The following is a 25,777-nucleotide window of genomic DNA, read 5'->3' as shown; positions in this document are numbered from 1 at the left end:
AGCGCCGGTCAACGATGAATGTGATCGGCGTGGAGTCTATGCAATACCCTCACAGATACGGGACCGAGTCCGTCAATTCGTTCGAGCAACCGGCAGGAGCCATGCGCCGACCACTGATCTCCATCGTCACGGTCCTGCTGCTCGCCGGGGCGGCCGGGTGTTCCTCCTCGTCCTCTGACGCCGAGGACACCTCGGGCGCCGGTTCCGGTCCCGGCTCGTCGAGCGCGGCGGACAAAGCGGACGAGAGCGGGTCGCAGGCCGACGAGAACCAGGTCGGAGACCCCGGTTCCGGTGGCTCTCGGTCCGGTGGGACATCGGGCGGCGGCACCGGCGGGACCCTCGGAAAGAACAGCGGCGACGGCGGTACCTCCTCCCCCTCCGGGACCGGAGGGGTACTCCTCGGCGCCGACTCCCTTCCCCCACCGGCCGCCGATCACTGCCGTACGAAGAACCTGAAGGCCACCGCGGTCAGCACCGGGAAGGGCCACGCCTCCCTCATGATCACCAACAAGGGGCCCGGCTCCTGTTCGGTGAGCGGCTTCCCCTCCCTGCTCTTCATCGGTGGATCGGGGCCGGCCGAACTGCCCGTGGACTGGGACGGGTCGGCCGCCCACGCGGACAAGTTCAGCCTCGCGTCCGGTGGTTCCGCATCCGCGACGCTCACCTTCACCTCTCTCGACGAGTGCGACGAGATCACCGGGGTCACCATCGTCCCGCCCGGCGAGGCCCGGCCGCTGACACCCGCCTTCACCTCCGGCGGCAACAAGCACGCGGTACGCATCTGCGACACCGGAGTACGGGTGACCGCGTTCGCGCCCTCCACGTGAATCCGCCCCACCCACCGGGAGCGGAACCCCGACTCACGCCGCCCGCCCCCGACAGCAGCCCGCCCGGAGGTCTTCCGCCCTCGGCACCGGCCAGGTTGACACAGCCCGTAGCGGGCAGCGGCCGGACCACGGCAGGCACGACGGAGGCGGCGTACCAGAGGCCGAGGCCGTCACGGCGACCAGCACCGCCGCCAACCCCGACGGCCGACTCTTCGCGCAAGTCACCTCTCAAACCCGCCGAAACGGGCCTACGCCACCGCACCGGACACCTTGCCAGACACAGAGGCACCCAAGGGCACCGACTTGTCCGTCCACACTCGCGAACACCTGAACGCGGTCGGTCAAGCGCTACCGCAAGAGCGGACGCAAGCACCCGCCCCGCGCCATCGCCGAACGGATCAACGCCCCCGGAAACAGGCCACCACCGGCAGCATCACCGTAGAGACCAGGGCCCGGACCGGCTACACCGCCCCGGCTGGCACCACCGACGACAAACCCCTCCCCGCCACCTACCCACAACCCCCGTCCGACACCCACGACACACACGCCAGCGACACACGCGCCGGCCACCAACTAATACGCCAGATCACCGCCCAAGGACCCAAAGAAACCCACGCCCAAGACAACGGGCACCATGGGACCCACTGACGTCACCCTCAACCTCAACTACACAACTTCCACCACCCGCAGACCCACCACCCGCCCGCTCAGACTGAACACTTCAGCAGCCGAGTGAACGCTCCAGCCGGCCAGTTGAGTCCGGAGGGCGTGCCGGCTCCTGCCCGGCCTCGGGATCCGTTCAAATTCGTCGGTCGACCCCCAGGAAAATCTCCAGGGTTGAGCGCATGGCTCATGCGAAGACCTCCTACGTCCGCCTCTCTTGCCGGGCCTCCTACAAGCAGCCCTACGACAGAACACGACAGCGGACCTGTCCCCATCGTGCGCAGCCGCTGATCCACGCCGGTTCGGCATTCGCCACGCCACGCCACGCCACGACGGGACACCGCGGCATGGCGCACACCCACCGTGCTGCTGAACGCCGGCGTGGAGTTCCGCAAAAGCTGCCGCGGCGGGCCTGGACACCGCCCCCGGACCCCGCGTGAAACACGCGAACGGATGACGCACGCGCAACGTAGCGGCGAGCCGATCGCGCACACGCTCGCCCGACGGAACACGGTTCGAAGCACAGGCAGCGCACCGAACACTGAACTGGCCAACTGAAACACCCAGTCACACCTGCTTATGGCTGAACGCTTCAGTTGGTCGGGTCAGCGCTTGAGCTGGCGTGGCTGAGCGTTGCGGGGGTGGGCAGGGTACTTACAGCTGGGGAAGCAGATCCGACATCACGGCCAGAGGCAGCGACGGATTGGCGGCCGCCGCTTGCACCACCTGCCAGTCGGTGTCGGTGAGCAGCTCTAGGATGACCGGCGGCGGGAGGGCCGGATGGCGGGCGGCTATGGGCCTCGCCTGCTTGTCAGCCAGGCAGGCGAGCAGCGCCGGAGCCGTCGCATTACGATGCCGGGCGACCTCGCGGAGCGCTTTCTGTACCGATGGTTCGTGCCGGGCCAGGTCCTCCAGCAGCGCCGGAGTCGCGTCCGGGTTGACTGCCACCTTGGCGAGGACCCGGACTCCGTGCCGGTCAAGCATGGCGCGCAGTTGCGCTTCGGACAGGCCCGGGTGCGGCGCGATGGACTTGACCACTTTCGCGTCGGGGTCGGCGGCCAGCGCGTCGCGTATCGCGGGCGGCAGATCGCGTCGTTGGGCCAGGAGCATCCGCGCGGCCGGGTTCGGCGACTGGGCCAGCTCCTTGACCTCGTCTGGGGAGGCGGCGGCGATCCGCGGCAGCAGGGTGGCGCCGATCTTGGCAGCCCCGGCCAAGTGGGTGAGCACGTCGAGCGGCACGTGGGGGTTGTGGGCGAGCCCGCGCCGCACGTCGTGGTCACGGTCGCTGGCCAGTACGCGGATCAGGGCGTCGTCGATCGCTGGATTCTCGGCGAGGTCGGCTCGGACGCCGGGGTGGGGATCCGTGGCGAGCTGTCCGCACACCTGCGACGGCAGGTCGGGGCGGGCCGCGAGCGCCCAGCGCAGCAGCAGCGAAGGATGGTCCACGAAGCTGACGACGGCTTCGGTGGGTGTGGCCGGGTTTCGCAGTGCCATCTGCTGCATGTCGTGCACGGTGGACTCGTGGGAGCCGTCGCAGGAGGCGCCCGGCAGCAGATCGCAGCCGAGCCGCGGACATTGCGGAACGTGTACGAAAGGGGTCTCTTCGCGGTCGCAGACCAGGCACCACCGCGCCGGAGACAGCCCCTCGCCGGTGAGCAGCGCCGCCAGTACGGCCGGCGGCGTCGCCTCGTTGGCAGCCACCGCCCGGCGGACCTCGGCATGCGGATGCCCGGCAAGCCTGGCGGCTGCCTCCGGCGTCGTCCACAAGGCGAGCTCCGCCACGACCCGTACATCCGAGTCCGCCGCGAGCGTCTCCACCACATCAGGCGGAAGAGCTGAGCAGGCGGCCAGCTTCTCCCGGCGCTCGACGACCGGATCCGCCGCGAGGACACGCGCCCACTCCGACCTGCCGGCACGCTCGTCGAGCAGAGCGAGCGCAACGCGCGGCTGTGCCACGGGATCGACGTCGGCGACAGTCAGCCGCCCCGCGTACGCCAACCACACAGCGCTCTCCTCAACGCGTGAGGCCAGCTCAAGCACCTGCGCATGACTGAGATCCGCCCGACAAACGAGGTCCGCGGCAATCCCGGCATCCGCGACCGCGATCAACCGGTCGACCAGCACGGACGGCAGGGCCGCATTGACAGCGAGCCCGCACAGGACATCATTCACAGAAGGCATCCTGCCCGGCCCGTCACCGAACGGCTCCCGAATTTTCAACCTCAACCAATCGATCCCGGCACCCAGACACGTCCTGAGCGCAGTACCTGGCAAAACCCGCCAACTCAAGCGATCAGTCACAATGACGCTGTCGTTCCTGGGGCGGATCGCGGACAGGCACGGCCTGACGGTGCGGAGTCTGCTGTCGTCGGTTACCGAACTGGCTGGCCAGCAGGGCGTCGTCGGGGCTCTACGGGGCGACAGTGAGCTTCTTCAGCGTTGCCGCTCCACGTGTGCGACCTGCGTCTACATGGCGATCATGTCCCTGGACCCCACCGGCAAGGGCCAGGCCCGCTGGACCATGCGCTGGAAGACCGCACTCAACGCCTTCGACATCACCTTCGACGGCCTACTGTCCGCAGCACGTCAGTAGCCCCAATAGCCCCAATTACACAGCTCGTTTGACAGAACCGCCGAATCCCCAGCTTGACTACCTGGCTCCAACAAAAGCGAGTTGATCACGTGACTGCCCCTTGATCGCTCGTCGATGTGGGCATGGGAAAGCGTCAGTCGCGGCCGCGGATCGTCTCAGACGAACTGTGGTCGCTCATCGAACGGTTGCCGCCCAAGCTGCCGCCGAAGCAGGTCGAGGGACGGCCACGAGTGCCCGACCGGCAGGCCCTGCGCGGCATTTTGTTCGTCGCCACAAGAGCTGGGCCTCGGCTCGGGTATGAACGTGCGGGCGGCGCCTTGCGGCCTGGAACGAGGCCGGCGTGTGGGACCAGTTGCACCAGCTGCTGAACAAGGTGCAGTCGAACAACCAACTGGACTGGTCGTGGGCGGTGATCGACTCCTCACACGTCCGGGCCCCACGCCGGGGTCCGAAAGGGCTCCCAGCCCGGTAGACCGCGCACGCCCGGGCAACAGGCACCACATCATCACCGACGGCCAAGGGATCCTGAACCGGATCGAGTCGGACCCCGACCAGGTCCTGGACGAGGCCCATGCCTCCGTCGTGGAACACCTCGGCGACCGGGATGCCGTGCTGATTGTCGGTGACACCGGCTTCCTGAAGGAGGGCGTCCGGTCGGCCGGGATACAACGGCAGTACTCGGAACCGCGGGCCGCACCGAGAACTGCCAGATCAGCGTGGTCCTCCCCCATGCAACTGGCCGCGGACGCACTCTGATCGACCGTCACTTATACCTGCCCACATCCTGGACGCACAACCACAAGCGCCGCCGACGGGCGGGCATCGGCGAAGAGGTCGACCTCGATACCAAGGTGGCCATGGCCGAGGCGATGGTCCGAAGGGTGAACGCGGACGGACCGGATTCCGTTCGGCTGGGTAACTGCGGATGCCGCCTACGGCTTCAGCAAGGTCTGGCGGTTCGAGCTGGCGCAGGCGGACGTCTTCCCCGTACATGGCCACGACGAGGCACGACACGATCGTCGCCCGCTGGGCACTCGACCCTCCCGTCCACGACCTGCTCCCCGGCCTGCCCCGGCAGAAGGGGAAACGCCGCTCCTGCGGCGAGGGCGACCATGAAAGAAACACATTGAGGCCACGAAGCCGGCTCTGGTCCAGCTGCAAACGGCTCGGCGAGGCGTCAGACCCTGATTCGCACCGACTCCGGCGGCGGCACCCACGAGTTCGTTGCCTGACTCGATCGTCACCTGATGGCCGCTTAATGTGATGCAGAGCAGGCTGCGATGCTTCGCAGTAGAATGGGTTCGGGTTGGGCTTCGAACCGGGCCGGGACGATCGCTACTGGCGGCACCAGTTCACAACTCGACAAAAGTATCTCTCTGCCCTCCCCTTACCCAGCTTCTCCGGCCGTTGTGGACGCCGTGCGCCCTCGCGACGGCGAAGCGGACTTCGCGTGAGGAGCCTGAAATGAACGGCACATCTTCGAACGTCGAAGCAGGACATCTTCCAGCCGACGCCATCCATCCCGATCACGGCCCGGGACACGCGCCCGCCGCGGTCGCGATGGTTCCGTCGGCTGGCGACTGGACAAAGGTCGCAACCGACGACCGCATGCACTACTGCATGAGACAACTCGTCGACCGGTACGGTTATCCGCCCGCAGGCGCCGCCGGGATCGTCGGGAACTTGTGGGCAGAGTCGGCTATCCTGCCGAATCGCATCGAGGGCAGCTCGCCGTCCACCCCGATGCGAGCGAGGAACTTCGGCGGAGTGACCACGAATTTCACAGCCGCCCAAATCATGGATCGGAAATCACCTCATCAGGGACCCAAGCTACCCGGCGTCGGCCTCGCCCAGTGGACTTCTCCCTCTCGGCGGTCGGGACTTTTCAGGCACGTTTACAACGGAGCCGCCCTCGGGGTGGACGTCCTGTTCAACATGGATGCCCAACTGGACTATCTTGACAATGAATTGCGTACTAGCTACCCCGGAGTCCATCAGGTTCTTTCCAGCCAGGCGGTGTCGGTTGCGACTGCAAGCGACGAAGTCGTTTACAACTTCGAAATTCCGGGGGCCATTCTCAGCGGCCACAGCAAGCTGTCACGCGCCGACGCCCGCGTGCAGACGGTCTTCAAGCAACGTCGCTCACCATCGAACAAGGCACTGACCGCCTACCAGTCATTTGGCGGCCCCGTCACCTTCGAGCCGTTCCCTGGTGCGTCGTTCTTCCACACCGGACAGAGATCGCCGATCATCGCCGCAATGCACCAGCGGCTCGTCGCCGAGGGCTGCAACCGGTACCAGTCCAGTGCCAACGCCGACATATGGGGCCCGGGCGATGTGAAGTCCTTCGCCGCCTGGCAGCGGAAGCTCGGCTTCGAAGGCGACGACGCCAACGGCACCCCCGGCAAAACCAGTTGGGACCGGCTGCGCGTCCCCAACGTCTAAGAGTTGCGCATGACGCTACGTGTCATCATCTGAAACCTGGAGACGAAAGAAGTACGACCATGGCTGATAAGTGGATGCCAGGCGCCATCAAGGCGGACATCGGCGATCACGCCCCGTGTGACGTGCAGTTTCCAGCAAAGGCAATTGCGCATATCACTGCGGACAAGGAAACCACCGCCGCGCACCCCATCGATCTGTTGCCGTTCGCCAACCTCAAGAGCTTTTTCACCGGAGGCGGCAAGGGAGCGGCCCCGCACATTCTGTGGGATCCCTTCACCGGCGCGTTCACCCAGTTCTTTCCCGCCGACTCCCGCAGTAAGGCAGTCTTCGAAAAGCCTGGCGGTACCCGCACGAACCGCGCTGGCAGTGTGGTAATCCAGATTGAGGCGCTGTTTTTCCCGCACTGCCGCCTCGACGGCAAGGTGTACGCCAAGCTGACCGATACGCCGTGCAAGGATTGGGACAAACTCAACGCATGGATACGGTCCTGGGGCGTGCCAGACGCCTGGCCCATGGGCCGTCCTACCGACTTCACCTCGCATCGCAGCGAGAGTGTCTGGGAGACCAAAGGCGGCTGGTACGCACACGCCCACGTCCCCGAGAACGACCATGTCGATCCCGGCTCGTGGCCGCAGTTCGTGAATTCACACCCCGTCCCCGGGCCGGATACCGAGCCGTTCCCTGGTGCGTCGTTCTTCCACACCGGACAGAAATCGCCGATCATCGCCGCAATGCACCAGCGGCTCGTCGCCGAAGGCTGCAACCGGTACCAATCCAGTGCCAACGCCGACATATGGGGCTCGGGCGATGTGAAGTCCTTCGCCGCCTGGCAGCGGAAGCTCGGCTTCGAAGGCGACGACGCCAACGGCACCCCCGGCAAAACCAGTTGGGACCGGCTGCGCGTCCCCGACGTCTGACCGCCCTCACTGCCGGGCTCCACGACCGGCTGGAACGGGGCGAAGCGATGCCGGCCCCCAAGCGGGGGGACGGTGTCGCGTAACCGGTGGGGGGCTGTTGGTGCGTTGGCTGGATCTGGGTGGAGTGATCTCAGCCGATGATCCGAAACTGATCGAGCCGTTCTCCGGACTGACCGCGTCGCAGTTCGCCAGGCTGGTGGCGTTGGTGCGACGACCGCGGCAACGCCCTGGTCTCCTTCGTCCGGGGAGCGTAGGACGAATCGCCCGCGGACGGGCCCCTACCCCTCGCGATGGTGGGCGAGCGACAGAGTCCTGATGGCGTTCAACCGGATCCGTCCGGCAGGCTTGGGGACTCCCGGGCGGAGTGATCGACCCCGGCGAGACTCCTCACGAAGCGGCTGCGCGCGAGTTGCTGGAGGAAACCGACCACGCGGCCGAAGGACACACTCGCGTGCTTCACGCGTCGTCTGTGCGTCCTTTGCCTGTCTGCGCGGGAACCGGTTGCGCCCCCGGGGTGCCCGGTTCAGGGTCGGTCGGCGCGCGCCCCACGTCGGACAGCGTTTCGCGGGCCCGGGCGTCGACGAGGCGCGTCACCACGTGTTGCGCAGCGCCGAAGATGACAGCCCACGCCATGATCTGTGCGCTCGAATCCAGGTCGCTCAGGCCGGGGATGAACGCCCCCCTGATGAGCAGCACCCCTATGAAGGCGGTCAGGGCCCCGGTGGGAAATTTCAGCAGGGCTGCGGACATCGGCAGCATGTAGGGAGTGCTCGTCCCTTGAATCCGGCGCAAGGACGCGATCACCGTGAGAGCCGCTCCGGCCAGCCCGCCCGCCTCGGTGACGAGCACGTCCGTGTGCTGAGCGTAGTGACTCGGAACATCATTGTCGTGCAAATGGAACTCGCCGGAGGGGCACGCGGCGTTGGGCTCTCCCTTCGGAATGAAACACAGGTTCAGCGAACCGGGGCAGTACCAGCCCCAGAGCGCGAGCCCAGCCGCACCGAGGAGCACGAAGAAGGTGGCGATCCGCAGAATGACGCTGAGGCTGCGAACTCTCCTGACCTCGGCGTCCAGCGCGTCGTACGCGGCGCTCAGAGCCAGGACGAGGAGCCCTCGGTCCCCCGGCTGAGGCCCTGCCACCTCCACGCGCTCGGCGACCGCCTCCGCCCTCACCCGAAGCGGGTTGCCCGGACCAAGATGCTGCTCGACATAGCCCAGCACATCGGTGCTCCGGCTGATCAGGTCCTCTTGCGAGCACAGCCCGAGCAACATGACGTCGGTCGCGCGCAGGTTTGCCCAGGTCCTTTCGAGGGCTGCGGCTCCGGAGAAGAGGCGGCGCGGTGCGCAGATGGCGTGGCCCGCCTCTTCCAGGTGCCGTGCGATCCCCTCCAGCGCCTTCTCTCGCTGTCGCTGCTCGGCTTGGTCCTCGACCGCCCGGCATCTTTCGCGATCCGCTTGCTGCTCCAAGTAGAGAACGCGCGCGGCGGCCCGTTCACGCCAGGCCGTCCTGTGAACTCTGGACAGCCCTTTCGGGATCTTCGGGAGCTGGACGACGTTCGTTCGTCTGGTCTGCTCGTAGGAAGGATCCTGCTTCGGCGCATCCGGCTTCGCCGTGCGTCCGAACAAGAGCGACGTAACCCACAGGAAAGCGAAGGCGATTGCGTTCCCTCGGAGTCTTGTCGGGCTTCGTGAACCGTTGAAGGATTTCCCATTGGCCATCCCGACCTCCAGCCATGGCTCCCCCTCTCAGCATAGGACGGAAAGCCAACAGGAGCGCGACAACAGGCGAATACCGGCAGCGATTGCACAGCGCCCGACTGGGGAATAGCGTGGTGCAGCAGACATCTCGCCTTTCCCCGCGAGCCGTTCAAGTCTTCGGGAGCCGCTATGCCGATGCTGCTCATCAACGGATCGTTCCAGATCACGGGAACACAGCCGGACGGCGACACCATCCACTTCACTCCGAACGACCCGACAGAATGGGCCCTGGTGGGCAGTGGAGGCCGCGCCGTCAAGCACGATGTGCTGGGGCGCGCCACGCTCCGGCTGGACGCGATCGACGCGCTGGAGACGCACTACGGGCCGAGCCGTGTGCACCAGCCGCTCCTCTTCGCGCATGCCGCACGTGACGAACTCCAAACGTGGCTGGGGTTCACGAACGTCCAACAGGGGCCGGACGAGACCGTGACGGCGGCGACGCCCGACACGGTGCCCGGCTTCATCCTGACCAACGGCGCCGACATCCATGGCCGTTGTGTCGCTCTGATCGGGCGGGGCACCCCCGAGAGCGCCAGCGGTACCGATGTCGAGGTCGACGCGGACCTGCTCCGGACGACGGCGAACCATCACCTGATCGCCACCGGCCTGGTCTACCCCACGTTCTACCGAAGCCTCTTCCCCAGCCTGCGCGCCGAGTTGACCGCCGCCGTGCGACAGGCACGGACCGCGCCGGCGCAAGGTCTGTGGCCGAGCGACACCACCACGACCGGAGCCAAGGTCACGGGCCTGTCCTCACTCACCGACGACGTCGTGATCCTGCCCAAGCTGTTCCGTCGGCTCGTCGACTACCTCCAGCTCGACAACGGCTCGCTGACCTGCTTCCCGGCTTATCTCGCCGGAGTGCAGGACCGCTTCACCATCGCGTCCACCGGCAAGCGCTGCACCGGCCTGAACACCGTGGTCGAAGTCACCAACGGTCAGATCGTACGGATGACTCAGGCGCCCGAGGACCTGGTGTTCGAGGAAGCTTGATACGGACGCTCGGCACGGAGCGCGACGGTCGCCGACCGGCCCGGTCATCGAGGTTCGGGCGGCGGCCGCACCGCGTCATCGCCTTGGATTGGACGGTCATGTCCTCAGACAACTTCTCCTCATCCTCAGGCGGCTCTTCCTCACACAGCTTCTCCCACGTTGTCGTCGCCGTAGGACTGACTCTGCACGGCTACGGCTCCACCTGGCGGCGTCCAGGAGATACGCCCGTGCTGGAAGGGGCTGTAGCGGGAGGACTGCTGTGAACCGCTCTCGTCGGAGACCGGGTAGCCGAGGTAGCTGCGTTCCCAGCCCATGCTCGCCCACAGGTCCCGTATGGCACCGTGGGCTTCGTGCGAGTCCGTCGCCGGCGTCCAGTAGACGGAGCCGCCCTCGAAATGGTTGTAGCGGCCGACGCCGTCAGGGGTGCCCGTCTCGTCGGTCACGGGGTAGCCGAGGAATCCACGCGTCCCGCCGAGCCGCGCATAGCAGACCCGAATACTGCCGTGTACCTCGTGGGCCCCGGTCTGGGGCGACCAGAAGATCGAGCCGTTCTGGTAGTCGCGGGATCGGCCGCGGCCGTCGGGCTCGGGCATCTCCGCCGAACCGCCCCCGGCGTCCACCGGCGCGCCGATCCACGCCACCTGGGTCCACTTGTCGTCTATCGCTGTCATGACTGCTCTTCCAGGCTTCCGAATGGTTCTTGAGATTCCGCACCGGGTGAGCAGCCTCATGCTACGAGTCCGGCGCGGCAGCCCCGGACTCGTAGCGCTGCACGCCGCTTTCGCACCCGGGTGACATGCCATCAGTTCGCTGACGGACAACGCGGAGTCCGTCCGATGGTGAGGGACCGTGCATGGGCCTAGCCTGAAACCTGTCACCGCCCCTTGTATCGAGTCTGATCCCGGTCCCGTCGGTCCGCAAACCCGCAATTCCGATTTCTTCGGCCGGATATAGTTTCAGCGGCAACCAGTTGAGATGACTGTTCAACGGTTTACGCTCTGACCGACGCGCTGGTGCATGAGTTGCATGCTCTGGTCGCACCGGCTGAAATTGATGGTGAGGGCTCCCAAGAGGCTGCCCGGGTCATGGCGAGCGAGGCGATCAAGGTGACGTCCCCTCCCCTTTTGCGTCTTCTCGGCCAGTTCCGGCTTGAGTATGACGCCAAGCCTGTCGAACTGAGCCGCAACGGCCAGCGTTTGCTGGCGTTCGTCGGACTGCACCGGCGTGTGTCCCGCACCGTCCTGGCTGGGACGCTGTGGCCAGAGGTCACGGAAGAGCACGCCAGGGGCAGTCTGCGCACCACCCTGTGGAAGCTGCCCCGCTGTGATCAGGCACTGATCCGGTGCTGCGGAGACTCACTGTCAACCGGGACAGCCCTGCATGTCGACGTTCACACCTTGATCGAGACGGCATTCGATGTCGTCCAGGGCTGCGCCCGCCCGTTCGACGCCCGGCTCCCGCCGGGACTGATCGGCACGGAGGAGCTGCTGCCCGGCTGGGACGAGGAGTGGGTGCTGCTGGAGCGCGAACGTCTGCGGCAGTTGCGTCTGCATGCGCTCGACTCCCTGGCCGAGACCCTCGTACGGGAGGGGAAGTCGGCATTGGCTCTGGAGGTGGCCTGGGCGAGCGTACGCTCGGAGCCGCTGCGGGAGAGCGCGCACCGGGCCGCGGTGGCGGCGCACCTCGCAGAGGGCAATCTCATCGAGGCGGTCCGTCAATACCGCTCGTTCCGACAGCTGCTGCGCGAGGAACTGGGCGTCGAACCGTCCCCTCAGTTCACGCGGATGCTGGCTCAGCACGGGATCGTCCTCTTCCGGTGAAGGAAGACGCGAAGGTGATGACGGGAGACTGACGACAGGCTGACAGCGCGCTGACGCGTCGTTCGTAGCCTCGTTCGCGGGACCTTCGACGCGAACGGAGGACCACATGACCGCCACGGCGACCATCGACGAGATCGTGTGCCTGAGGCCGTCGACCTCGACCGACTTCTCCCTCTCGGGAGTGATCGACAGCATTCTGCAGCCGGTCTACAACCTGCCGGGCGCCGCTCTCGTGCAGCGACTGACCGGTAACCAGGACGTGGGCCAGATGATCCAGTCCGCCCTCGACGAGGAGCCGGACGATCTGTACGTCACCACCGATCCCGATGCCGGAGCGGACCACGCGGTGTGGCCGGGTGACTCGACGTTCTCCGCCGCCGCCGGCGCACAGATTCCCCTCGGGATCCAGCTCACCGCGGACGGTTCCCAGGAGTTGTTCCTGTGGGACCAGGACGACGTCTCGGCCGACGACCTGCTGGGCTCCGTCACCATCAGTGAGGGCGAGCAGGGCGGCGGCAGCCCCTCGAAGCTCGCCCACTCCGAGGAGGAAAGCTCGTACTACTACGTCCAGTACCACGTCGACTGAACACCGACTCCACTCGGAGGTCACCATGTCGTGGCGCGTGGCAGCCAGCCTGGAGACCCTTCTGCGTCAGCTCGACGCACGCTTTTCGGAACGCGGCAGACTCTCCGACGGCGGCATCGGCGACGCCGCCCACCAGACACGCGACAGCGACCACAATCCCTGGTACGGACCAGGGATCGTCACCGCACGCGACTTCACCCACGACCCCGCCCACGGCCTCGACATCCAGGAGGTCGCCGACCAACTGCCGGACAGCCGCGACCCGCGGATCAAGTACGTCATAGCCAACCGTCGGATCGCCACTCGCAATGACTGGCAGTGGGGACCGTACGACGGGGCCAACCCGCACGAGAAGCACTTCCATCTGTCGGTGGTGGCCGATCCGCTCTGCGACGACCCACAGGACTGGAAGCCGCCCGTTCTCGGGGAGACCCCGGACGGCGGGGGTGACGTCACGACCACCGACTTCGTCACCTGGGGCACCGGAGTCAACGTCCGGGCGGAGCCCCGCCTCGACGCTCCGGTCGTGACCGTGCTGCCCGGCCCGACACAGGTGACGGTGCAGTGTCAGACCAGGGGCGACACGGTCAGCACCGCAGGCCATGTCAACGATGCCTGGTCCTTCATCCCCCGGCTCGGCGGATACGTGTCCAACATCTTTATCGACCACCCCGCCGCATGGCTTCCGGCTGTGGGCGAATGCTGATCTGGAGGAGAGCATGGCACCGGCCGCGAAACTGCCCATCGTCTATGTCCGGGGATACGCCGGCAACACCTCCGGCATCGACAAGGCCGTGACGGACCCCTTCTACGGGTTCAACGAGGGCTCCACCCACATCCGTATCGGAGCGGACGACGAACCTTCCTTCTATCAGTTCGAGAGCCCCCTGCTGCGGCTGCACCTGGACGAGGGCTACCACATCCTCGTGGACGGTGGCCAGGAGCTCTACCTGGCCACCCACGAGACGATTCCACCGGACTCCATCTGGATTCACCGCTTCTACGACACATCCGCGAGCACCTGGGGAGCCGGCCCTCACGAGTTCCGGCTGGAGACCGCCGCGCAGGACCTGCTGACCCTGATCGAGACCCTCAAGGAGAAGTCCGGGGCACCCGGGGTCCACCTGGTCGCCCACTCCATGGGCGGGCTGGTGTGCCGCTGCCTCATCCAGAAGATCATCCCGGATCTCGGCCATGATCCGGCCGACTACGTGGGCAAGCTGTTCACCTACGGTACCCCCCACGGCGGCATCGCCTTCGACGTCGGCTTCGGCGTGCTGGAGCGACTGCGTGACGTCACCGGCATCAACGGCGCGGACATCTTCGGCCCGGAACGGATGTACCACTACCTCACTCCGAAGGCCCTCACCGATCCCGACGGACCGCCGCAGTCCTGGGACGCCCGCGCGATGCCGCCCGACCGGCCGTTCGCCTTCCCGCTCGGCCGGGTCTTCTGCCTGATCGGCACCGACCCGACCGACTACGAGGTGGCGCACGGTCTGTCGTCCGCCACGGTCGGGCCCCGTAGCGACGGTCTGGTGCAGATCGACAACGCCTACGTCCCCGGCGCGCACCAGGCACATGTGCACCGCAGCCACAGCGGATCCTACGGACTCGTCAACTCCGAAGAGGGCTACCAGAATTTGCGGCGCTTCCTGTTCGGGGACTGCGAGGTGAATGCGGAACTCGTCGACTTCCACCTGGTGGAACGCAACACCACGACCTGGCAGGCAGAGGCACGTCTGTCGGTGCGCGGCCTGCAGATCGTCACGCACGAACGGACCAGCGCCCAGTGGTGCCCCATCCAGTTGTCCGAGAGCCCGACGGGTACCGACGACGGCGAGACGTGCGTCCCGTTGGTGGACACCTTCCTCAACAGCGGCCTGCGGACCGGCGATTCGGGCACCATGCGGTACGCGCTGCACCTGCGCATTCTGTCGCTGCACCGTCATGACGGGCTGCTGAGCTTCAACGACCACCTTGAGCAGACCGCCGACTTCGACGACATTCTCGTCGTCGACGTGGGTGGCGGCGACGACCCGGCCGCCATTCCCGTGCTCCGGGCCACCTGGAACTCGACCATCAAGGGCCCGATCAGCGACTACCGGCCCGACGGCGGCAGCACCCTCGGCGACGAGAACCCCGCTGACGGTGTCTGGGTCCACCACATCGAACTGCCCGCCACCGCCGCCCCGATCCTCGGGGAGGACGCGCGGATCCGGCTCACTGTCACCCCCTGGGACTGACGACACGAAAGGAGGCGAGCCGTCATGGTCACCGTCGCCCTGTCCAGAGTCCGGTTCGGTGAGACCAACGAGGACATCCGAACCGTGCAGAAGGCCCTGATCGCCCGCGGCCACCCCATCCCCGGCGGCCCCACCGGCTTCTTCGGCGAACAGACCAAGGCCGCCTACCGCGCCGAACAACGCGCCCAGGGCTTCACCGGCCACGACGCCGACGGCATCCCCGGCTGCACCTCCCTCACCACCCTCGGCCACCACGCCCACTTCGCCGTCAACTGCGCCCACGCCGCACCCGTCGGCGGAAACGGGCGGGTCCCCTCTCCGGTACCGCACCACAAGGTGACCTTCGCGTTCTTCGCACGCGGCCCCTACGCATGGAAGCCCGATGGCGTCGGTCGCCACACGGGCGAGGACTTCGCCGCCAACACGGGCGCGCCCGTGGTCGCCGTGCGCAACGGCACTGTCGCCTGGTCGAACGGCAACGGCGGGGCGTACGGCCAGTGGATCGGCCTGCATGCCGACAACGGCCATGTCTACACCTACTGCCATCTCTCACAGCGCCAGGTGAAGGGCGGTCAGAAGGTCACCGCTGGACAGCAGCTCGGCAAGGTCGGCGCCACGGGCAACGCGACGGGACCGCATCTGCACTTCGAGATGTCGAAGGGCTCCAGTTGGTCCTACGGCAGCGTCGCGAAGCCCAACTGGTGACGCCCTACGGAGAAACGCGATGGCCCAGCGCGCCCCCTACCGGGCCCCCGCGCAGCCGGGGTTGGCTTAGGGCGCCGTGGCGGGCAACGCCGACGGGCGGCGCGAGGGCTGGCGTGGGCACACGTCGACGGGGCCGTCGAGCGCGATCCCGGTGAGGGGGCCACTGGCCCGTACGGACCCGGGGGCAGCGGCGAACGACTTCCGCAAAGTGCGCAGTACGCGCAGAGCCGGCCCTGCGTGGACGAACTGCCGTTGCGGGCGGTCCTGGCGCAGGTCGCTCCCCGCAGCGACGACGAGGACGGCCTGGTCGGCACTCTGCTCGCCCAGGTCTGCGCGGAGAAGGGCGTGGACCGGCTGTACCTGCAGGTCGCCCTGTCCCCTTCCGGTTCTCCCCCGCAGCCGACGGACGGTCCGCTCGCCGACGCCGGCTACTGGCACGGCACGGTGTCCGAGTCCTTCGCGGAGGCGGGCGAAGGGGCGTTCCAGTCGGTGACGTCCTCCAGGATCCCCCATCCCGTCGGCCTCGTACGGTACACACCCGCGGCCGAGCACCACTTCCGCATCTGACTTTCCATCGGGACGACACCATGGGCTGGACCGACGTATCCGACGTGGAACCTGGCGACGTCGTCAGCATTCTCGGCATCGGCCATGTCTTTTTTGAGGAAGTGACGCGCACCGGCGGGACCGCGTCGTGGAACGACCAGAATCCGGGGAACATCATCAGCTCCGGCGAGGCGGAGCGATACGGCGCCCACGCCGGAAGGCACAACGACATATTCGCCATCTTCCCGGACGAGGCCACGGGTTTCACGGCCGTCCGCCGATACCTCGAACACCGCGGCGCAAGACGGTGCTCTACGTGATGCGGGCCTACGCTCCCGCCGGGCACGGCGCGAACGACCCGCAGGTATACGCACAACGGATCGCCGACGCCTTGCACGTCGGCACCGACACCACACTCGCCGAACTCGACGACAGCCAGAGAACCGCCTTCGCCCAGGAGATCCAGCGAGAGGAGGGATGGCGCAGCGGCGAGGAGCACGGTCCGGACGATCTGCCCGACGACCTGGCGCAATGGGTGACCGACCACCCGAGCCGCGAGTAACGCCTGGAAGCCGACCAGCCCTTCGCCAAGACGGGGACCGTCGCGGAAGGCGTGAAGAACATCCAACGGCGGCTGAACGAACTCGGCTGGAGTCCACCGCTGGACGTCGACGGCGAGTTCGGCCCTCACAGCGCGGCGGCGACGCGGTGGTTCCAGACGAACAACGGCCTCACGGCGGACGGCATCGTGGGCCACCAGACGTGGCAGGTTCAGAGGCCGTCGCCCTCGCCCTCCCCCGCGCGTGGCGAGCCGCGGGCTAGCCGCCCGGGCGTTGATCTCCCTCTTCAGGATCTGGCACTCGGTCCTGTCGCGGTGGGGTCACGCAAGCGCATTGGGTACAGATCGAAGCATCGTGGCGTCGGCGGCGGTGGCGTAGCGACGGCGGGATGCCAGCCCGGTGGGGCGGGGCGGACACCACATGCGACGGTGCCACAGCGTCCGGAGCCGTCAGCTCAGCTGCCCCCTCCCCCACGCCCGGCGCTCGGGGAAGCCCGGCTGCCCCGCCTCCAGTTCCTCCACGCCCTCCCGCCCCTCGACGCCCTCCGCATCCCGACCTACGTCCTCTGCACCCGGCGCGGGGACCGGGGCAGCCACCGTCGAGTTCACCAACGTGTCCACACGGACCTGCGTCCTCGAGGGGCCCCAGGGAAGCTGACGCGGCCAGATGCAGGGAGAGACCGACAGATCCTGCGTGTCCGGTTCAGCGCCCGTGCTGTATCCCACGATGGTCGTCCGACTGCCGGGGTCTGGAGCACACCAACTGGACCTGCACGACGGGCAGTTCACCGAATGCGACGACACCGTCACCGCCGTAACGGCGACCAGGCCCTCCTGACCGATACCAGGCGAGGTCTGATGGAGGCGGGCGGGGACCACGTGCGACGTGGGTTCGCCCCGCCCATCCCGGCGCTCGGCCGTTACGGCGGCCTCGCGATCCCCCGCCAGGCCGCGCCCTGCGGAGAAGTGAAGTCTTGCGCGTGGTCGGGTGCAGCGCCCGCCGACCGGCAGCTGTCCACGCCACCGGCCGGATCGAACAGGCGGTCCGGGGTGGCGTCGTCTCATCACCGGCGAAACCCGCAGCGAGCGACGTCCATACCTTCGACGGGCCTCGACGGCCGGGGTGCGGAACTGGCCCTGTTGCAAGTCAACATCGGGACGGCGGTTTACGCCATGGCGGTGGTTTGCCGAGCTGGCCGCCGTTCTGCCCGGTGCGCCACCAGGACACTGGCATGGTGCGGCCGGGCGCCGCCGAGGAGGGCGGGAGAGCGCATGGCCGACAGCAGGATCCTGATCGCGGTACCGGAACACCCTCAGGGTGAGGGCGCCGGACCCCAGCAGTTACGGATGATCCGGGACGCGATCGAGGCAGGCGGCTTCGAAGTCCGGTGGGCGGTCACGGCGGAGGACGCGGACGCTGTACTGCGCACCGAGGCTGGTCTGGCTGCCGCGCTGGTGGCCTGGGACCTTCCCGGAGTCTCCGGTGACGGGCCCGGCACCGCGCTCGCCGCGCCGGCCCGCCCATTCGCCCTGCCGGGCCGCACCCTCGACGGGACGCCGGGCGGCAGTGCCGTGTTGCGCCGGATCGGCCGCCGTTTCAAGGACCTGCCGGTCTTCTTGGTGATGGCCGACGAGGGCCTGGGGGACCTGCCACTGTGGGTGTCCGAGTCCGTCGTGGGCTACGTCTGGCCGCTGGAGGACACTCCGGGCTTCATCGCGGGCCGCATCACCACCGCCGCCCGCGCCTACCGGGAATCAGTGCTTCCCCCGTTCTTCCGGGCACTGCGCCGCTTCGACGACGCCCACGAATACTCCTGGCACACCCCGGCCCACTCCGGCGGTGTCGCCTTCCTCAAGTCGCCGGCGGGACGCGCCTTCCACGACTACTTCGGGGAGCGGCTGCTGCGCAGCGACCTGTCGATCTCGGTCGAGGAACTGGGCTCGCTGTTCGAGCACACCGGCCCGATCGGCGAGGCGGAACGCAACGCGGCCCGTGTGTTCGGCTCCGAACTCACCTACTTCGTGCTGCACGGCGACTCCACGTGCAACCGTCTGGTCGGCCACTTCAGCGTCACCCGCGACGAGATCGCGCTGGTGGACCGCAACTGCCACAAGTCCGTGCTGCACGGCCTGGTCGTGTCGGGCGCCCGGCCGGTCTACATGGTCCCGACCCGCAACGGCTACGGGCTGGCGGGACCGCTGCCCCCGGCCGAGATCGCCGCGGACGCGGTGGCGGCCAGGATCGCCGCGAACCCGCTCACCGAGGGCGCGGTGTCCCCGCACCCGCAGTACGCGGTGTTCACCAACTCCACCTACGACGGCCTCAGTTACGACGCCGTGCCCACCGCTCGCGCGTTCGCCGCCAGCACGCCGCGATTGCACTTCGACGAGGCGTGGTTCGCGTACGCCCGTTTCCACCCGCTTTACGCAGGCCGTTACGGCATGTCGGTGGACGAGGAGGCCTTCCCGGGCCAGGACCGCCCGACCGTGTTCGCCACCCAGTCCACGCACAAGCTGCTGGCGGCGCTGTCGCAGGGTGCGATGGTGCACGTGCGATCCGCACCGCGAGCCCCGGTGGAGCATGACCGGTTCAACGAGGCGCTGATGATGCACGGCACCACCTCGCCCCTCTACCCCATGATCGCCTCGCTCGACGTGGCGACGGCGATGATGGACGGCCCGCAGGGCGAGTGGCTGATCGACGAGGCGGTGACCGAGGCGATCCGCTTCCGTCAGGAGATGGTGCGCCTGCGACGGCGGATCGAGAGCGCCGGGGACCGGCCGCCGTGGTTCTTCGGGGTGTGGCAGCCGGACACGGTCACCGACCCGCTGACCGGCGAACGGCCCCCGTTCGAGGAAGCCCCGCCGGAACTGCTGCGCACCGAGCAGTCCTGCTGGCTGCTGGAGCCCGGCGCCGACTGGCACGGTTTCCCCGGACTGACCGAGGGCCACTGCATGTTGGACCCCGTCAAGGTCACGCTGACCTGTCCAGGCATCAGCGCCACCGGCGAGATGGCCGAGGAGGGCATTCCGGCCCGGGTGCTCACCGCCTATCTGGCCACCCGGAAGATTGTGGTGGAGAAGACCGACAGTTACACCACGCTGATCCTGTTCTCCATGGGCATCACCAAGGGCAAGTGGGGCACCCTGCTGGACGCCCTGACGGATTTCAAGGCCTTCTACGACGCGGACGCTCCACTGGAGCGCGTCCTCTCGGAGGCCGTCGCCGCGCATCCCCGCCGGTACGCGGGCCTGACCTTGCGCGGGCTATGCCAGGAGATGCACGAGCAACTGCGCTCGGTGCGCCTGGTGGAGCTTCTGGACACGGCCTTCCAGCAGCTCCCGCAGCCCGTGGCGCCCCCTCAGCACTGTTACCAGCGGCTGGTGCGGGGGGACACCGAACGGGTCCGGATCTCGGAGGCGGCGGGCCGGGTGGCGGCCGCCATGGTGACGGTCACCCCACCGGGTATCCCGGTCCTGATGCCAGGCGAGTCAGTCGGCGCACTCGACGGCCCATTGCTGCGCTATCTCACCGCTCTGGAGTCCTTCGACCGCCGCTTCCCCGGCTTCCGCAGCGAGACCCACGGCGTGATCATCGACGAGGGCACGGGCGACTACCTGATCGAGTGCCTGATCCAGGGTGCGGAGCAGCGGCCGGGGCACTCGCCTGGGCGTGCCGGTTAAGGTCTGTGGGGAAAGTGCTGGTCGCAGCCACTCATTGAGACGGGGGGGGACCATCTTGCAGGCGATGGGACCGCGGCGGTCCCGCAAGACCGCCCCGGACATGCCATCAGCCCACTGCACTCCCGACGACGCCTCGGCCCAGGCCAGATAGCGAAACGCTGCTGCAGCACTACCTGCTCGCCGTCCGACCGTTCGCCGGTGCCTCGGTTCGCCAGCCGAGAAGGATCGCGTGGAGCGCCTGTTCGGCGAGGCGGCGGGCGCGATCGTTGCCTACATTGCCGAGGTAGCTGAGCGACGCGATGCCGTACAGCGTGCCCCAGAGGATCTCGCAAGCCTGGTCCGGATCGGCCAGGACCACGCCGTGTGCGGCCGACCAGGTGGTGAGCAACTCCTTGAGGACGTCGATGGCCGGTTGCACGACGCGTCGGCGTTCGTCCGCGTCGACTACCGGGTCGTTCATGACCTGGTAGAGGTGGGGGTGCTCGCCGGCGAACCGGACGTACTCCGACGCGATGCGCGTCATGCGCCGGTCCGTGTCGGGCTCCTGCGCGACTTGGCGAAACGCGGTCAGCATCAGGCGGTGGCCGTGCGCGATCAACTCCAGTACGAGCGCGTCCTTGTTGGCGAAGTGCTGGTAGACGACGGGTGCGGAATATTCGACGTCGGTGGCGATGCGCCGGATCGTCAGGGCCGTGACGCCCTCGGTCTCGAGGACGTGCAGCGCGGCCTGGATGATCCGCTCCCGGGTGCTCGCCCGTTCGCGGGCTCGTCTCGTGCTGGTCGACATCGTTCGTCACTTCGCTTCGGTGGTGTCCTAGAACCCTAGTCATCCCCCTTGACCGCGCCGAAAACCACACCATAGTTAACGCCGTTAAGAAATCTAACGACGTTAGGCTCCTGGAGCAGGTCATGATTTACCACATCAACCCGGTCACGATGAAGGCCACCGCGACGCCCGAGCAGATTGAGGCGGCGCTGGAAAGCCGGCGCGACCAGGGCCGGTCGAACCCCGCCATCAAGTCCTGCATCGTCGGCCGCGACCACGGCGGCGACTACACGTACAGCGCGGTATTCGTCGTCGAAAACCGCGACGGGCATTTCGCCTACCTGACGCACCCGACCACCTCCCAGACCGACCGCCTGGGACTGAACCTGGTCGAACGTCTGGAGATCTTCGACGTCAGTGACGACGACGACCCTGACCTGAACGCCAAGATCCAGAAACTGCACCGGCGCCGCAACGAGCTCAACCCGCGGATCGCCGGAATGCTCGCCGCCGTTCCCACCTACATCGGCTCCGGCGTGGACGCCTGACCGCGATCCCGGAGAAGGAGAAAACGCCATGGGTAAGCACGTCGTCATAGGCGCCGGTTCCATCGGTACCAACGTCGCCCGTCTGCTCGCCGAGCGCGGCCAGAGCGTCCGGATCATCACCCGCAGCGGCTCCGGCCCCGAGCACCGGCTGATCGACCGGGTCGCCGCAGACGCGTCCGACCCGTCCCGCCTGACCGAGCTGTCCCGCGGCGCGGAAGTGATCTACCACTGCGCCAATCCGCCCTCGTACACGATGTGGGAGCGCCTGTTGCCGCCCCTGCAGACGGCGGCCATCGCCGCCGCCGAGGCGAACGATGCCGTCCTCGCGCTGACCGGCAGCCTTTACGCCTACGGCCCGCAGCCCGGTGGCCGGATGAACGAACACACCCCCATGGCCGCCGTCGGGCACAAGGGCCGTCTGCGCAGACGCATGTGGGAACAGGCTCTCGCCGGAGGGATCCGCACCGTCGAGGTCCGCGGCTCCGACTACATCGGCAAGGACGCCAACGGCATCTACTCCCTGCTCATCAAGTCGGCCCTGCAGAAGGGAAAAGCGGCCTGGATCACCGGCCACCTGGACATGCCGCACACCTTCACCTTCAACGGCGACATGGCACAGGCCCTGGTGACGCTGGCCCCGGAAGAACGCGCGTGGGGCCGGCCCTGGCACGTGCCGTCGCCGCCGGCCGTCACCATCCGCGAGCTGGCGCGGCGCTACGCCGTCGCAGCGGGCCGGCCACCGGTCAAACTGATCCAGATACCGCGCTCCGTGACGCGTACAGCCGGGCTGATCGTGCCCATCGCCCGTGAGATGGCCGAGATGGACTACCAGTGGTACGCGCCGTTCCACATGGACGCGACGGAGACGGCCGACACCTTCCGCCTGACCGCCACCGACCTCGACACGGCCGTCCGCAATGAGGTGAGCTGAACTCCGGCGGTTCTGTCAAACGAGCGGTGTGACTGGGGCTATTGGGGTTACTGACGTGCTGCGGACAGCCGGCCGTCGAAGTTCACCCTGTCGACGATCTGCATGCCGTTGCGACCAGCCGCTGTGGTGGCCAGTACCTCGAACAGTGCCGTCACGGTGGGGGTGGCCTGTCCTGTCCGCACGAGCTCCACGAGCTCGTCCGTGTTGCCGTTCCAGGAGCGCAGAGGGTCCTCGAAGACCGCCTTGGCCTCGATCTGCTCGAATGCGCGGCGGTTGACAGGGGTCTCCCCGAAGGTCCACTCGCGCAAGAGCGACAGGCGACGCTCGTCCAAGCGGTCGTTGTACAGTCCGCCCTGCGGCCTCGACTTGAGAACCCGCCCGATGATCGCTCTCTCTGGTCCGTCGCCGAAGACAAGCATCACCGCGGCAACACGGCCCTGCCAGGTCGTCGGTAGGCCGAGTTCCGCGAGGGCATCCAGCGGCTCACCGCTACACACCGCGTCCAGCAAGGGGACGGACCACGTCACTGCGCCAGGTCCGGACTCGGCAGTCGGTTTCTCGAATGCGCCCTCTTCGATGGCCCGCCAAAGTGCGGCGTACGTGTCTTCGGCCACCAGCCTCTCTGCTTCCGCGGGCGGGTGTCCCAAGTGTTCAGGCCCATGGAAGTGCTTCTGGATACTGCGGAACAGGGCGGGGCCGTCCAGCCGGATGTCACGTCCGCGCGAGTCGGTCACCCGGTAGGCAAGCCGCACCGGCATGACCGTAGCGTGCAGCAGCTCGCGCGGTTCATCCGGTAGATCATCGACGAAGTCGATACCGGATACAGCCGTCTTGACCCTGCCCAGTTGGACGCTCACCGTCTCGGTGACGCCGACCACTGCGGAGGAGTCTTTCTCTGTTCCGTCAAAGACGTCCGAGCGACGGGGCTTCAGCAAAGGCAGAGCGGCCAGCTTGCCGCCCGGGTCGACCCGGCTGTCGCACACAGCCTTGCCACTGGCCGCGTCCGCTTGCGCCAGGGTGCTGACGGCCCCGGGTCGAGTCAGGCTCACCGTCGTCGCCCAAAGGGACGAAAACTGTTTGCAGCCGCAGGGCGGCCAACAGAACTTCCGGCCGGAACGGGTCGGCGGGATCGTCGCGGGCAAGACGCTTGCGCTGTCCCGGGACAGCTCCCGGACCCTCATAGTGCTCGACACCGAGACCATCGACGACAAACTCACCCACGGCCTCAGCTACCTCAGCGGCAAAATGACCGGCCACGCCAGAACACTGAAACTCGAACACGGCGACCGCTTGGTGCGTCTGGACCTCAAAAAGCTCACCAGCGTCGCCGACACTATCGAGGGCATCACCGAACTGCTCCGCATGGGCAGCGGCAAGAACCACGTCGGCTACCACGTGGCCGTGCATCTCACCCTCCACCAGTATTTCGTCGCGAACAGCAGCCCCGTACTCCGCTTCCTCATGCTCGACCAGCCGACCCAGCCCTACTACCCCTCCGACATGGCCAAACAGCGCGGACGGCTGGAGGACATCGCCCTGGACGAAGTCCGAGTGACCGTCACCCGCCTCTTCGAACTCCTGCATCAGGTCGTCAGGGAGCTCTCGCCGAACTTCCAGATGATCGTCAGCGACCACGCGGACCTGCCCCACGACTGGTACCAGGACTCCGTCCGCTACAACTGGCGCAACGGCGAAAAGCTCATTCCAACCACCTGGCTAAACGACAACCTCACCCCGTAGCCAGAGCGTCCTGCGCGGCCGCTGGGCAGCACCACCGGCACGACATGCCGGTCCCGCCGAACGCACCACCGCTGCCCGCGTTCGGCGCACCACAGCAGGTCTGGGAGGATGGCCGGCAGCCGTCCGTACCGGGTCCAGAACCTGCGGGCGGCGAGAGGCGGGTGGATACGGGCAGCGGGCGCGAGAGCGGAGGGGTGCGGCACATGCCGGAGTACCCGGAGTACCTCGCCGCGGTCATGTTCGCCGCGGGCGGCGTCGTCAACGCCCTGCTGGCACCGCACCGGTTCTCCACCGCCGTCCTGTTCTGCCTCGCGGTGACCTCTGCCGGACTCGGCGTGGCCGGTCGCAGTGCGGCAGCCCACCCGACCATAGCCACCGTCCTCGCCGTCGCCGCCCTGCTCCTGGCGCTCGCGCTGGGCCTGCTGCTGCTGGCCGACGGCGTCCTTTTGGTCCGGCGCTACGGACCGGAGGCAGCCCTGCTGGCGACCGGGGCCGCCGGCTGCGCGGTGCTGGCGGTGCTCGGCCTCGACGCGGTCTTCCACGCGGTCGGCGGCGAGACGTTCGGTGCCCTCCTGGTCGCGGTGAACGCGGCCGCGGGATACCTCACTCTGCTCTTCCTCGTCTTCGCCGGCTACGTGTTCGTCCGGGGCCGTAGCACCCCCCTACCGGAAACCACCCATCTCGTCGTCCTGGGCGCCGGGCTCAACGGCGACCGGCCCGGCCCGCTGCTGACCCGCAGGCTCGAACGCGCCCTCGCGATCGACGCCGCCCGCACACCGGACACGCCTCGTGTGGTGTTCGTCGTCTCGGGCGGCCAAGGCGACGACGAGGTCCGCTCCGAGGCGGACGCGATGGCCGACTATCTGCGCGGACGCGGAGTTCCCGCCGACCGGGTCGTGCGGGAAGACCGCTCCGTCAACACCGGGCAGAACCTCTGCTTCAGCGCGGCCCTTGTGGACGGCACCACGCCCGACCACCGTGCCACGGTGGTCACCAGCGGCTTCCACGTCTACCGCACGACTTTGTTGGCCCGCCGCGCTGGCGTGCCCGTGCACGTCGTGGGCGCGCCAACCTCCCCCGCCTATTGGCTGGCCGCGACACTGCGCGAATTCGCCGCCATCCTGTGGCTGGACCGCTTCCCCCTGGTCGGACTCAGCCTGCTGCTGGCCGTGCCGGTGGCGACGGCGGTCTTCGAGCACTGAAGCGTCGGCGCCCCGGTCAGGCGCCGGCCCAATGGTTCGCCGCCGTCGAGGTCCGTTCCCGGAGTCTTGCTCGCGTCAGGACGCCTCGGCGTGCGCGACCATCGTCAACCGCCTCGATCAGCAGCGCGTCGGTCACCCCCAGGTGCCGCTTCAACTAGTAGTGCTTCGTTAGGTCTATACGTTTGTGCTGATCAAGAGCATGTTGAAAGTGTGGACACGCATGAAGTGAACCGATTACGGGCGGCGTT

24 protein-coding genes and 6 pseudogenes are annotated in these 25,777 nt (G+C 67.6%); 23 read left to right on the top strand and 7 right to left on the bottom strand.

Annotated features, from left to right (window positions below; all coding sequences use genetic code 11):
• The first annotated feature begins 101 nt into the window (after nucleotides 1–101).
• Nucleotides 102–827: a DUF4232 domain-containing protein gene (locus tag ABZT02_RS44445; RefSeq protein ID WP_356028830.1), complete on the top strand. Its 726-nt coding sequence runs from the start codon at nucleotides 102–104 to the stop codon at nucleotides 825–827.
• 845 nt (nucleotides 828–1,672) lie between these two features.
• Nucleotides 1,673–2,048 (top strand): annotated as a pseudogene (locus ABZT02_RS44440) (deoxyxylulose-5-phosphate synthase).
• Between the two features lie 96 nt (nucleotides 2,049–2,144).
• Here ABZT02_RS44440 and ABZT02_RS44435 read toward each other — a convergent pair.
• Nucleotides 2,145–3,662, bottom strand: coding sequence for a hypothetical protein (locus ABZT02_RS44435; RefSeq protein WP_356028827.1), 1,518 nt, complete (start codon nucleotides 3,660–3,662; stop codon nucleotides 2,145–2,147).
• A gap of 289 nt (nucleotides 3,663–3,951) precedes the next feature.
• Between ABZT02_RS44435 and ABZT02_RS44430 the strand changes: the two are divergent.
• From ABZT02_RS44430 to ABZT02_RS44405, 6 genes and pseudogenes are all read left to right on the top strand, one after another.
• Nucleotides 3,952–4,083, top strand: a pseudogene (locus ABZT02_RS44430) (IS256 family transposase); the annotation flags it as partial.
• A 522-nt stretch (nucleotides 4,084–4,605) separates the two neighbouring features.
• Nucleotides 4,606–5,203: pseudogene (locus tag ABZT02_RS44425) on the top strand (transposase); the annotation flags it as partial.
• A 344-nt stretch (nucleotides 5,204–5,547) separates the two neighbouring features.
• The gene (locus ABZT02_RS44420; protein ID WP_356028825.1) at nucleotides 5,548–6,528 is read left to right on the top strand and encodes a phage tail tip lysozyme; all 981 of its coding nucleotides are present in this window, start codon (nucleotides 5,548–5,550) and stop codon (nucleotides 6,526–6,528) included.
• Nucleotides 6,529–6,587: 59 nt separating this feature from the next.
• Nucleotides 6,588–7,445 carry a peptidoglycan-binding protein gene (locus tag ABZT02_RS44415; RefSeq protein WP_356028822.1) on the top strand — a complete coding sequence of 286 codons (858 nt, stop codon included), beginning with the start codon at nucleotides 6,588–6,590 and terminating at the stop codon, nucleotides 7,443–7,445.
• Between the two features lie 115 nt (nucleotides 7,446–7,560).
• Nucleotides 7,561–7,659: pseudogene (locus ABZT02_RS44410) on the top strand (IS5/IS1182 family transposase); the annotation flags it as partial.
• Between the two features lie 132 nt (nucleotides 7,660–7,791).
• Nucleotides 7,792–7,866 (top strand): annotated as a pseudogene (locus tag ABZT02_RS44405) (NUDIX domain-containing protein); the annotation flags it as partial.
• 35 nt (nucleotides 7,867–7,901) lie between these two features.
• On the opposite strand, the gene ABZT02_RS44400 reads toward ABZT02_RS44405, so the two are convergent.
• A complete protein-coding gene (locus tag ABZT02_RS44400; RefSeq protein WP_356028820.1) occupies nucleotides 7,902–9,164 on the bottom strand; it encodes a hypothetical protein in 1,263 nt (420 codons plus the stop codon).
• Nucleotides 9,165–9,332: 168 nt separating this feature from the next.
• On the opposite strand from ABZT02_RS44400, the gene ABZT02_RS44395 reads away from it, so the two are divergent.
• Nucleotides 9,333–10,196, top strand: a complete 864-nt coding sequence (locus ABZT02_RS44395) for a nuclease (protein WP_356028817.1) — start codon at nucleotides 9,333–9,335, stop codon at nucleotides 10,194–10,196.
• 140 nt (nucleotides 10,197–10,336) lie between these two features.
• Here ABZT02_RS44395 and ABZT02_RS44390 read toward each other — a convergent pair whose 3' ends face one another.
• Both ABZT02_RS44390 and ABZT02_RS44385 read right to left on the bottom strand, forming a co-directional pair.
• A complete protein-coding gene (locus ABZT02_RS44390) occupies nucleotides 10,337–10,867 on the bottom strand; it encodes a hypothetical protein (RefSeq protein ID WP_356028815.1) in 531 nt (176 codons plus the stop codon).
• A gap of 312 nt (nucleotides 10,868–11,179) precedes the next feature.
• Nucleotides 11,180–11,416 (bottom strand): hypothetical protein, encoded by a 237-nt coding sequence (locus ABZT02_RS44385; RefSeq protein ID WP_356028813.1) that lies wholly within the window; start codon nucleotides 11,414–11,416, stop codon nucleotides 11,180–11,182.
• A 177-nt stretch (nucleotides 11,417–11,593) separates the two neighbouring features.
• Here ABZT02_RS44385 and ABZT02_RS44380 point away from each other — a divergent pair, with 177 nt between their 5' ends.
• From ABZT02_RS44380 to ABZT02_RS44340, 9 genes and pseudogenes are all read left to right on the top strand, one after another.
• Entirely contained in the window at nucleotides 11,594–12,016 is a 423-nt protein-coding gene (locus ABZT02_RS44380) for a bacterial transcriptional activator domain-containing protein (RefSeq protein ID WP_356028810.1), read from the top strand.
• Nucleotides 12,017–12,122: 106 nt separating this feature from the next.
• Entirely contained in the window at nucleotides 12,123–12,602 is a 480-nt protein-coding gene (locus ABZT02_RS44375; RefSeq protein WP_356028808.1) for a hypothetical protein, read from the top strand.
• A 37-nt stretch (nucleotides 12,603–12,639) separates the two neighbouring features.
• Complete coding sequence (locus ABZT02_RS44370) at nucleotides 12,640–13,308, top strand: SH3 domain-containing protein (RefSeq protein ID WP_356028805.1); 669 nt, start codon at nucleotides 12,640–12,642, stop codon at nucleotides 13,306–13,308.
• Between the two features lie 13 nt (nucleotides 13,309–13,321).
• Entirely contained in the window at nucleotides 13,322–14,848 is a 1,527-nt protein-coding gene (locus tag ABZT02_RS44365; protein ID WP_356028802.1) for an alpha/beta fold hydrolase, read from the top strand.
• A 24-nt stretch (nucleotides 14,849–14,872) separates the two neighbouring features.
• On the top strand, nucleotides 14,873–15,553 hold the full coding sequence (locus tag ABZT02_RS44360) for a peptidoglycan DD-metalloendopeptidase family protein (RefSeq protein WP_356028800.1): 681 nt from the start codon (nucleotides 14,873–14,875) through the stop codon (nucleotides 15,551–15,553).
• A gap of 237 nt (nucleotides 15,554–15,790) precedes the next feature.
• Complete coding sequence (locus tag ABZT02_RS44355) at nucleotides 15,791–16,120, top strand: hypothetical protein (protein ID WP_356028797.1); 330 nt, start codon at nucleotides 15,791–15,793, stop codon at nucleotides 16,118–16,120.
• A 20-nt stretch (nucleotides 16,121–16,140) separates the two neighbouring features.
• Nucleotides 16,141–16,419: a hypothetical protein gene (locus ABZT02_RS44350; RefSeq protein ID WP_356028795.1), complete on the top strand. Its 279-nt coding sequence runs from the start codon at nucleotides 16,141–16,143 to the stop codon at nucleotides 16,417–16,419.
• On the top strand, nucleotides 16,419–16,661 hold the full coding sequence (locus tag ABZT02_RS44345) for a hypothetical protein (protein ID WP_356028792.1): 243 nt from the start codon (nucleotides 16,419–16,421) through the stop codon (nucleotides 16,659–16,661). The genes ABZT02_RS44350 and ABZT02_RS44345 overlap by 1 nt, the downstream gene beginning before the upstream one ends.
• Before the next feature lie 51 nt (nucleotides 16,662–16,712).
• Nucleotides 16,713–16,856: pseudogene (locus tag ABZT02_RS44340) on the top strand (peptidoglycan-binding domain-containing protein); the annotation flags it as partial.
• Between the two features lie 252 nt (nucleotides 16,857–17,108).
• Here the strand turns inward: ABZT02_RS44340 and ABZT02_RS44335 are convergent.
• Complete coding sequence (locus ABZT02_RS44335) at nucleotides 17,109–17,279, bottom strand: hypothetical protein (protein WP_356028845.1); 171 nt, start codon at nucleotides 17,277–17,279, stop codon at nucleotides 17,109–17,111.
• A 651-nt stretch (nucleotides 17,280–17,930) separates the two neighbouring features.
• Between ABZT02_RS44335 and ABZT02_RS44330 the strand changes: the two genes are divergently transcribed.
• A complete protein-coding gene (locus ABZT02_RS44330) occupies nucleotides 17,931–20,342 on the top strand; it encodes an Orn/Lys/Arg decarboxylase N-terminal domain-containing protein (protein ID WP_356028842.1) in 2,412 nt (803 codons plus the stop codon).
• Between the two features lie 169 nt (nucleotides 20,343–20,511).
• On the opposite strand, the gene ABZT02_RS44325 is transcribed toward ABZT02_RS44330, so the two are convergent.
• Nucleotides 20,512–21,129, bottom strand: a complete 618-nt coding sequence (locus ABZT02_RS44325; protein WP_356028790.1) for a TetR/AcrR family transcriptional regulator — start codon at nucleotides 21,127–21,129, stop codon at nucleotides 20,512–20,514.
• A gap of 122 nt (nucleotides 21,130–21,251) precedes the next feature.
• Between ABZT02_RS44325 and ABZT02_RS44320 the strand changes: the two genes are divergently transcribed.
• The gene (locus ABZT02_RS44320; RefSeq protein ID WP_356028787.1) at nucleotides 21,252–21,656 is read left to right on the top strand and encodes a Dabb family protein; all 405 of its coding nucleotides are present in this window, start codon (nucleotides 21,252–21,254) and stop codon (nucleotides 21,654–21,656) included.
• Nucleotides 21,657–21,684: 28 nt separating this feature from the next.
• Nucleotides 21,685–22,587 (top strand): NAD-dependent epimerase/dehydratase family protein, encoded by a 903-nt coding sequence (locus ABZT02_RS44315; protein ID WP_356028785.1) that lies wholly within the window; start codon nucleotides 21,685–21,687, stop codon nucleotides 22,585–22,587.
• 47 nt (nucleotides 22,588–22,634) lie between these two features.
• On the opposite strand, the gene ABZT02_RS44310 is transcribed toward ABZT02_RS44315, so the two are convergent.
• Nucleotides 22,635–23,636, bottom strand: a complete 1,002-nt coding sequence (locus tag ABZT02_RS44310) for a hypothetical protein (RefSeq protein WP_356028782.1) — start codon at nucleotides 23,634–23,636, stop codon at nucleotides 22,635–22,637.
• Between the two features lie 28 nt (nucleotides 23,637–23,664).
• On the opposite strand from ABZT02_RS44310, the gene ABZT02_RS44305 reads away from it, so the two are divergent.
• Together ABZT02_RS44305 and ABZT02_RS44300 are read left to right on the top strand one after the other, a co-directional pair.
• Nucleotides 23,665–24,327 (top strand): DUF3732 domain-containing protein, encoded by a 663-nt coding sequence (locus ABZT02_RS44305; RefSeq protein WP_356028779.1) that lies wholly within the window; start codon nucleotides 23,665–23,667, stop codon nucleotides 24,325–24,327.
• A 203-nt stretch (nucleotides 24,328–24,530) separates the two neighbouring features.
• Entirely contained in the window at nucleotides 24,531–25,529 is a 999-nt protein-coding gene (locus ABZT02_RS44300) for a YdcF family protein (RefSeq protein WP_356028777.1), read from the top strand.
• Nucleotides 25,530–25,777 lie beyond the last annotated feature (248 nt).

Origin of the sequence: Streptomyces sp. NPDC005402 (assembly GCF_040606575.1) — a bacterium.
In the GTDB taxonomy this organism is placed as follows: Bacteria; Actinomycetota; Actinomycetes; order Streptomycetales; family Streptomycetaceae; genus Streptomyces.
This window is presented reverse-complemented; position numbering and strand designations above follow the sequence as displayed.

Excerpts from the sequence above, each read along its gene's own strand:
- ABZT02_RS44445 (WP_356028830.1), top strand. The coding sequence starts at position 102 with ATGCGCCGACCACTGATCTCCATCGTCACGGTCCTGCTGCTCGCCGGG.
- ABZT02_RS44420 (WP_356028825.1), top strand. The coding sequence starts at position 5,548 with ATGAACGGCACATCTTCGAACGTCGAAGCAGGACATCTTCCAGCCGAC.
- ABZT02_RS44415 (WP_356028822.1), top strand. The coding sequence starts at position 6,588 with ATGGCTGATAAGTGGATGCCAGGCGCCATCAAGGCGGACATCGGCGAT.
- ABZT02_RS44400 (WP_356028820.1), bottom strand. The coding sequence starts at position 9,164 with ATGGCCAATGGGAAATCCTTCAACGGTTCACGAAGCCCGACAAGACTC.
- ABZT02_RS44395 (WP_356028817.1), top strand. The coding sequence starts at position 9,333 with ATGCCGATGCTGCTCATCAACGGATCGTTCCAGATCACGGGAACACAG.
- ABZT02_RS44390 (WP_356028815.1), bottom strand. The coding sequence starts at position 10,867 with ATGACAGCGATAGACGACAAGTGGACCCAGGTGGCGTGGATCGGCGCG.
- ABZT02_RS44375 (WP_356028808.1), top strand. The coding sequence starts at position 12,123 with ATGACCGCCACGGCGACCATCGACGAGATCGTGTGCCTGAGGCCGTCG.
- ABZT02_RS44365 (WP_356028802.1), top strand. The coding sequence starts at position 13,322 with ATGGCACCGGCCGCGAAACTGCCCATCGTCTATGTCCGGGGATACGCC.
- ABZT02_RS44360 (WP_356028800.1), top strand. The coding sequence starts at position 14,873 with ATGGTCACCGTCGCCCTGTCCAGAGTCCGGTTCGGTGAGACCAACGAG.
- ABZT02_RS44350 (WP_356028795.1), top strand. The coding sequence starts at position 16,141 with ATGGGCTGGACCGACGTATCCGACGTGGAACCTGGCGACGTCGTCAGC.
- ABZT02_RS44345 (WP_356028792.1), top strand. The coding sequence starts at position 16,419 with ATGCGGGCCTACGCTCCCGCCGGGCACGGCGCGAACGACCCGCAGGTA.
- ABZT02_RS44330 (WP_356028842.1), top strand. The coding sequence starts at position 17,931 with ATGGCCGACAGCAGGATCCTGATCGCGGTACCGGAACACCCTCAGGGT.
- ABZT02_RS44325 (WP_356028790.1), bottom strand. The coding sequence starts at position 21,129 with ATGTCGACCAGCACGAGACGAGCCCGCGAACGGGCGAGCACCCGGGAG.
- ABZT02_RS44320 (WP_356028787.1), top strand. The coding sequence starts at position 21,252 with ATGATTTACCACATCAACCCGGTCACGATGAAGGCCACCGCGACGCCC.
- ABZT02_RS44315 (WP_356028785.1), top strand. The coding sequence starts at position 21,685 with ATGGGTAAGCACGTCGTCATAGGCGCCGGTTCCATCGGTACCAACGTC.
- ABZT02_RS44300 (WP_356028777.1), top strand. The coding sequence starts at position 24,531 with ATGCCGGAGTACCCGGAGTACCTCGCCGCGGTCATGTTCGCCGCGGGC.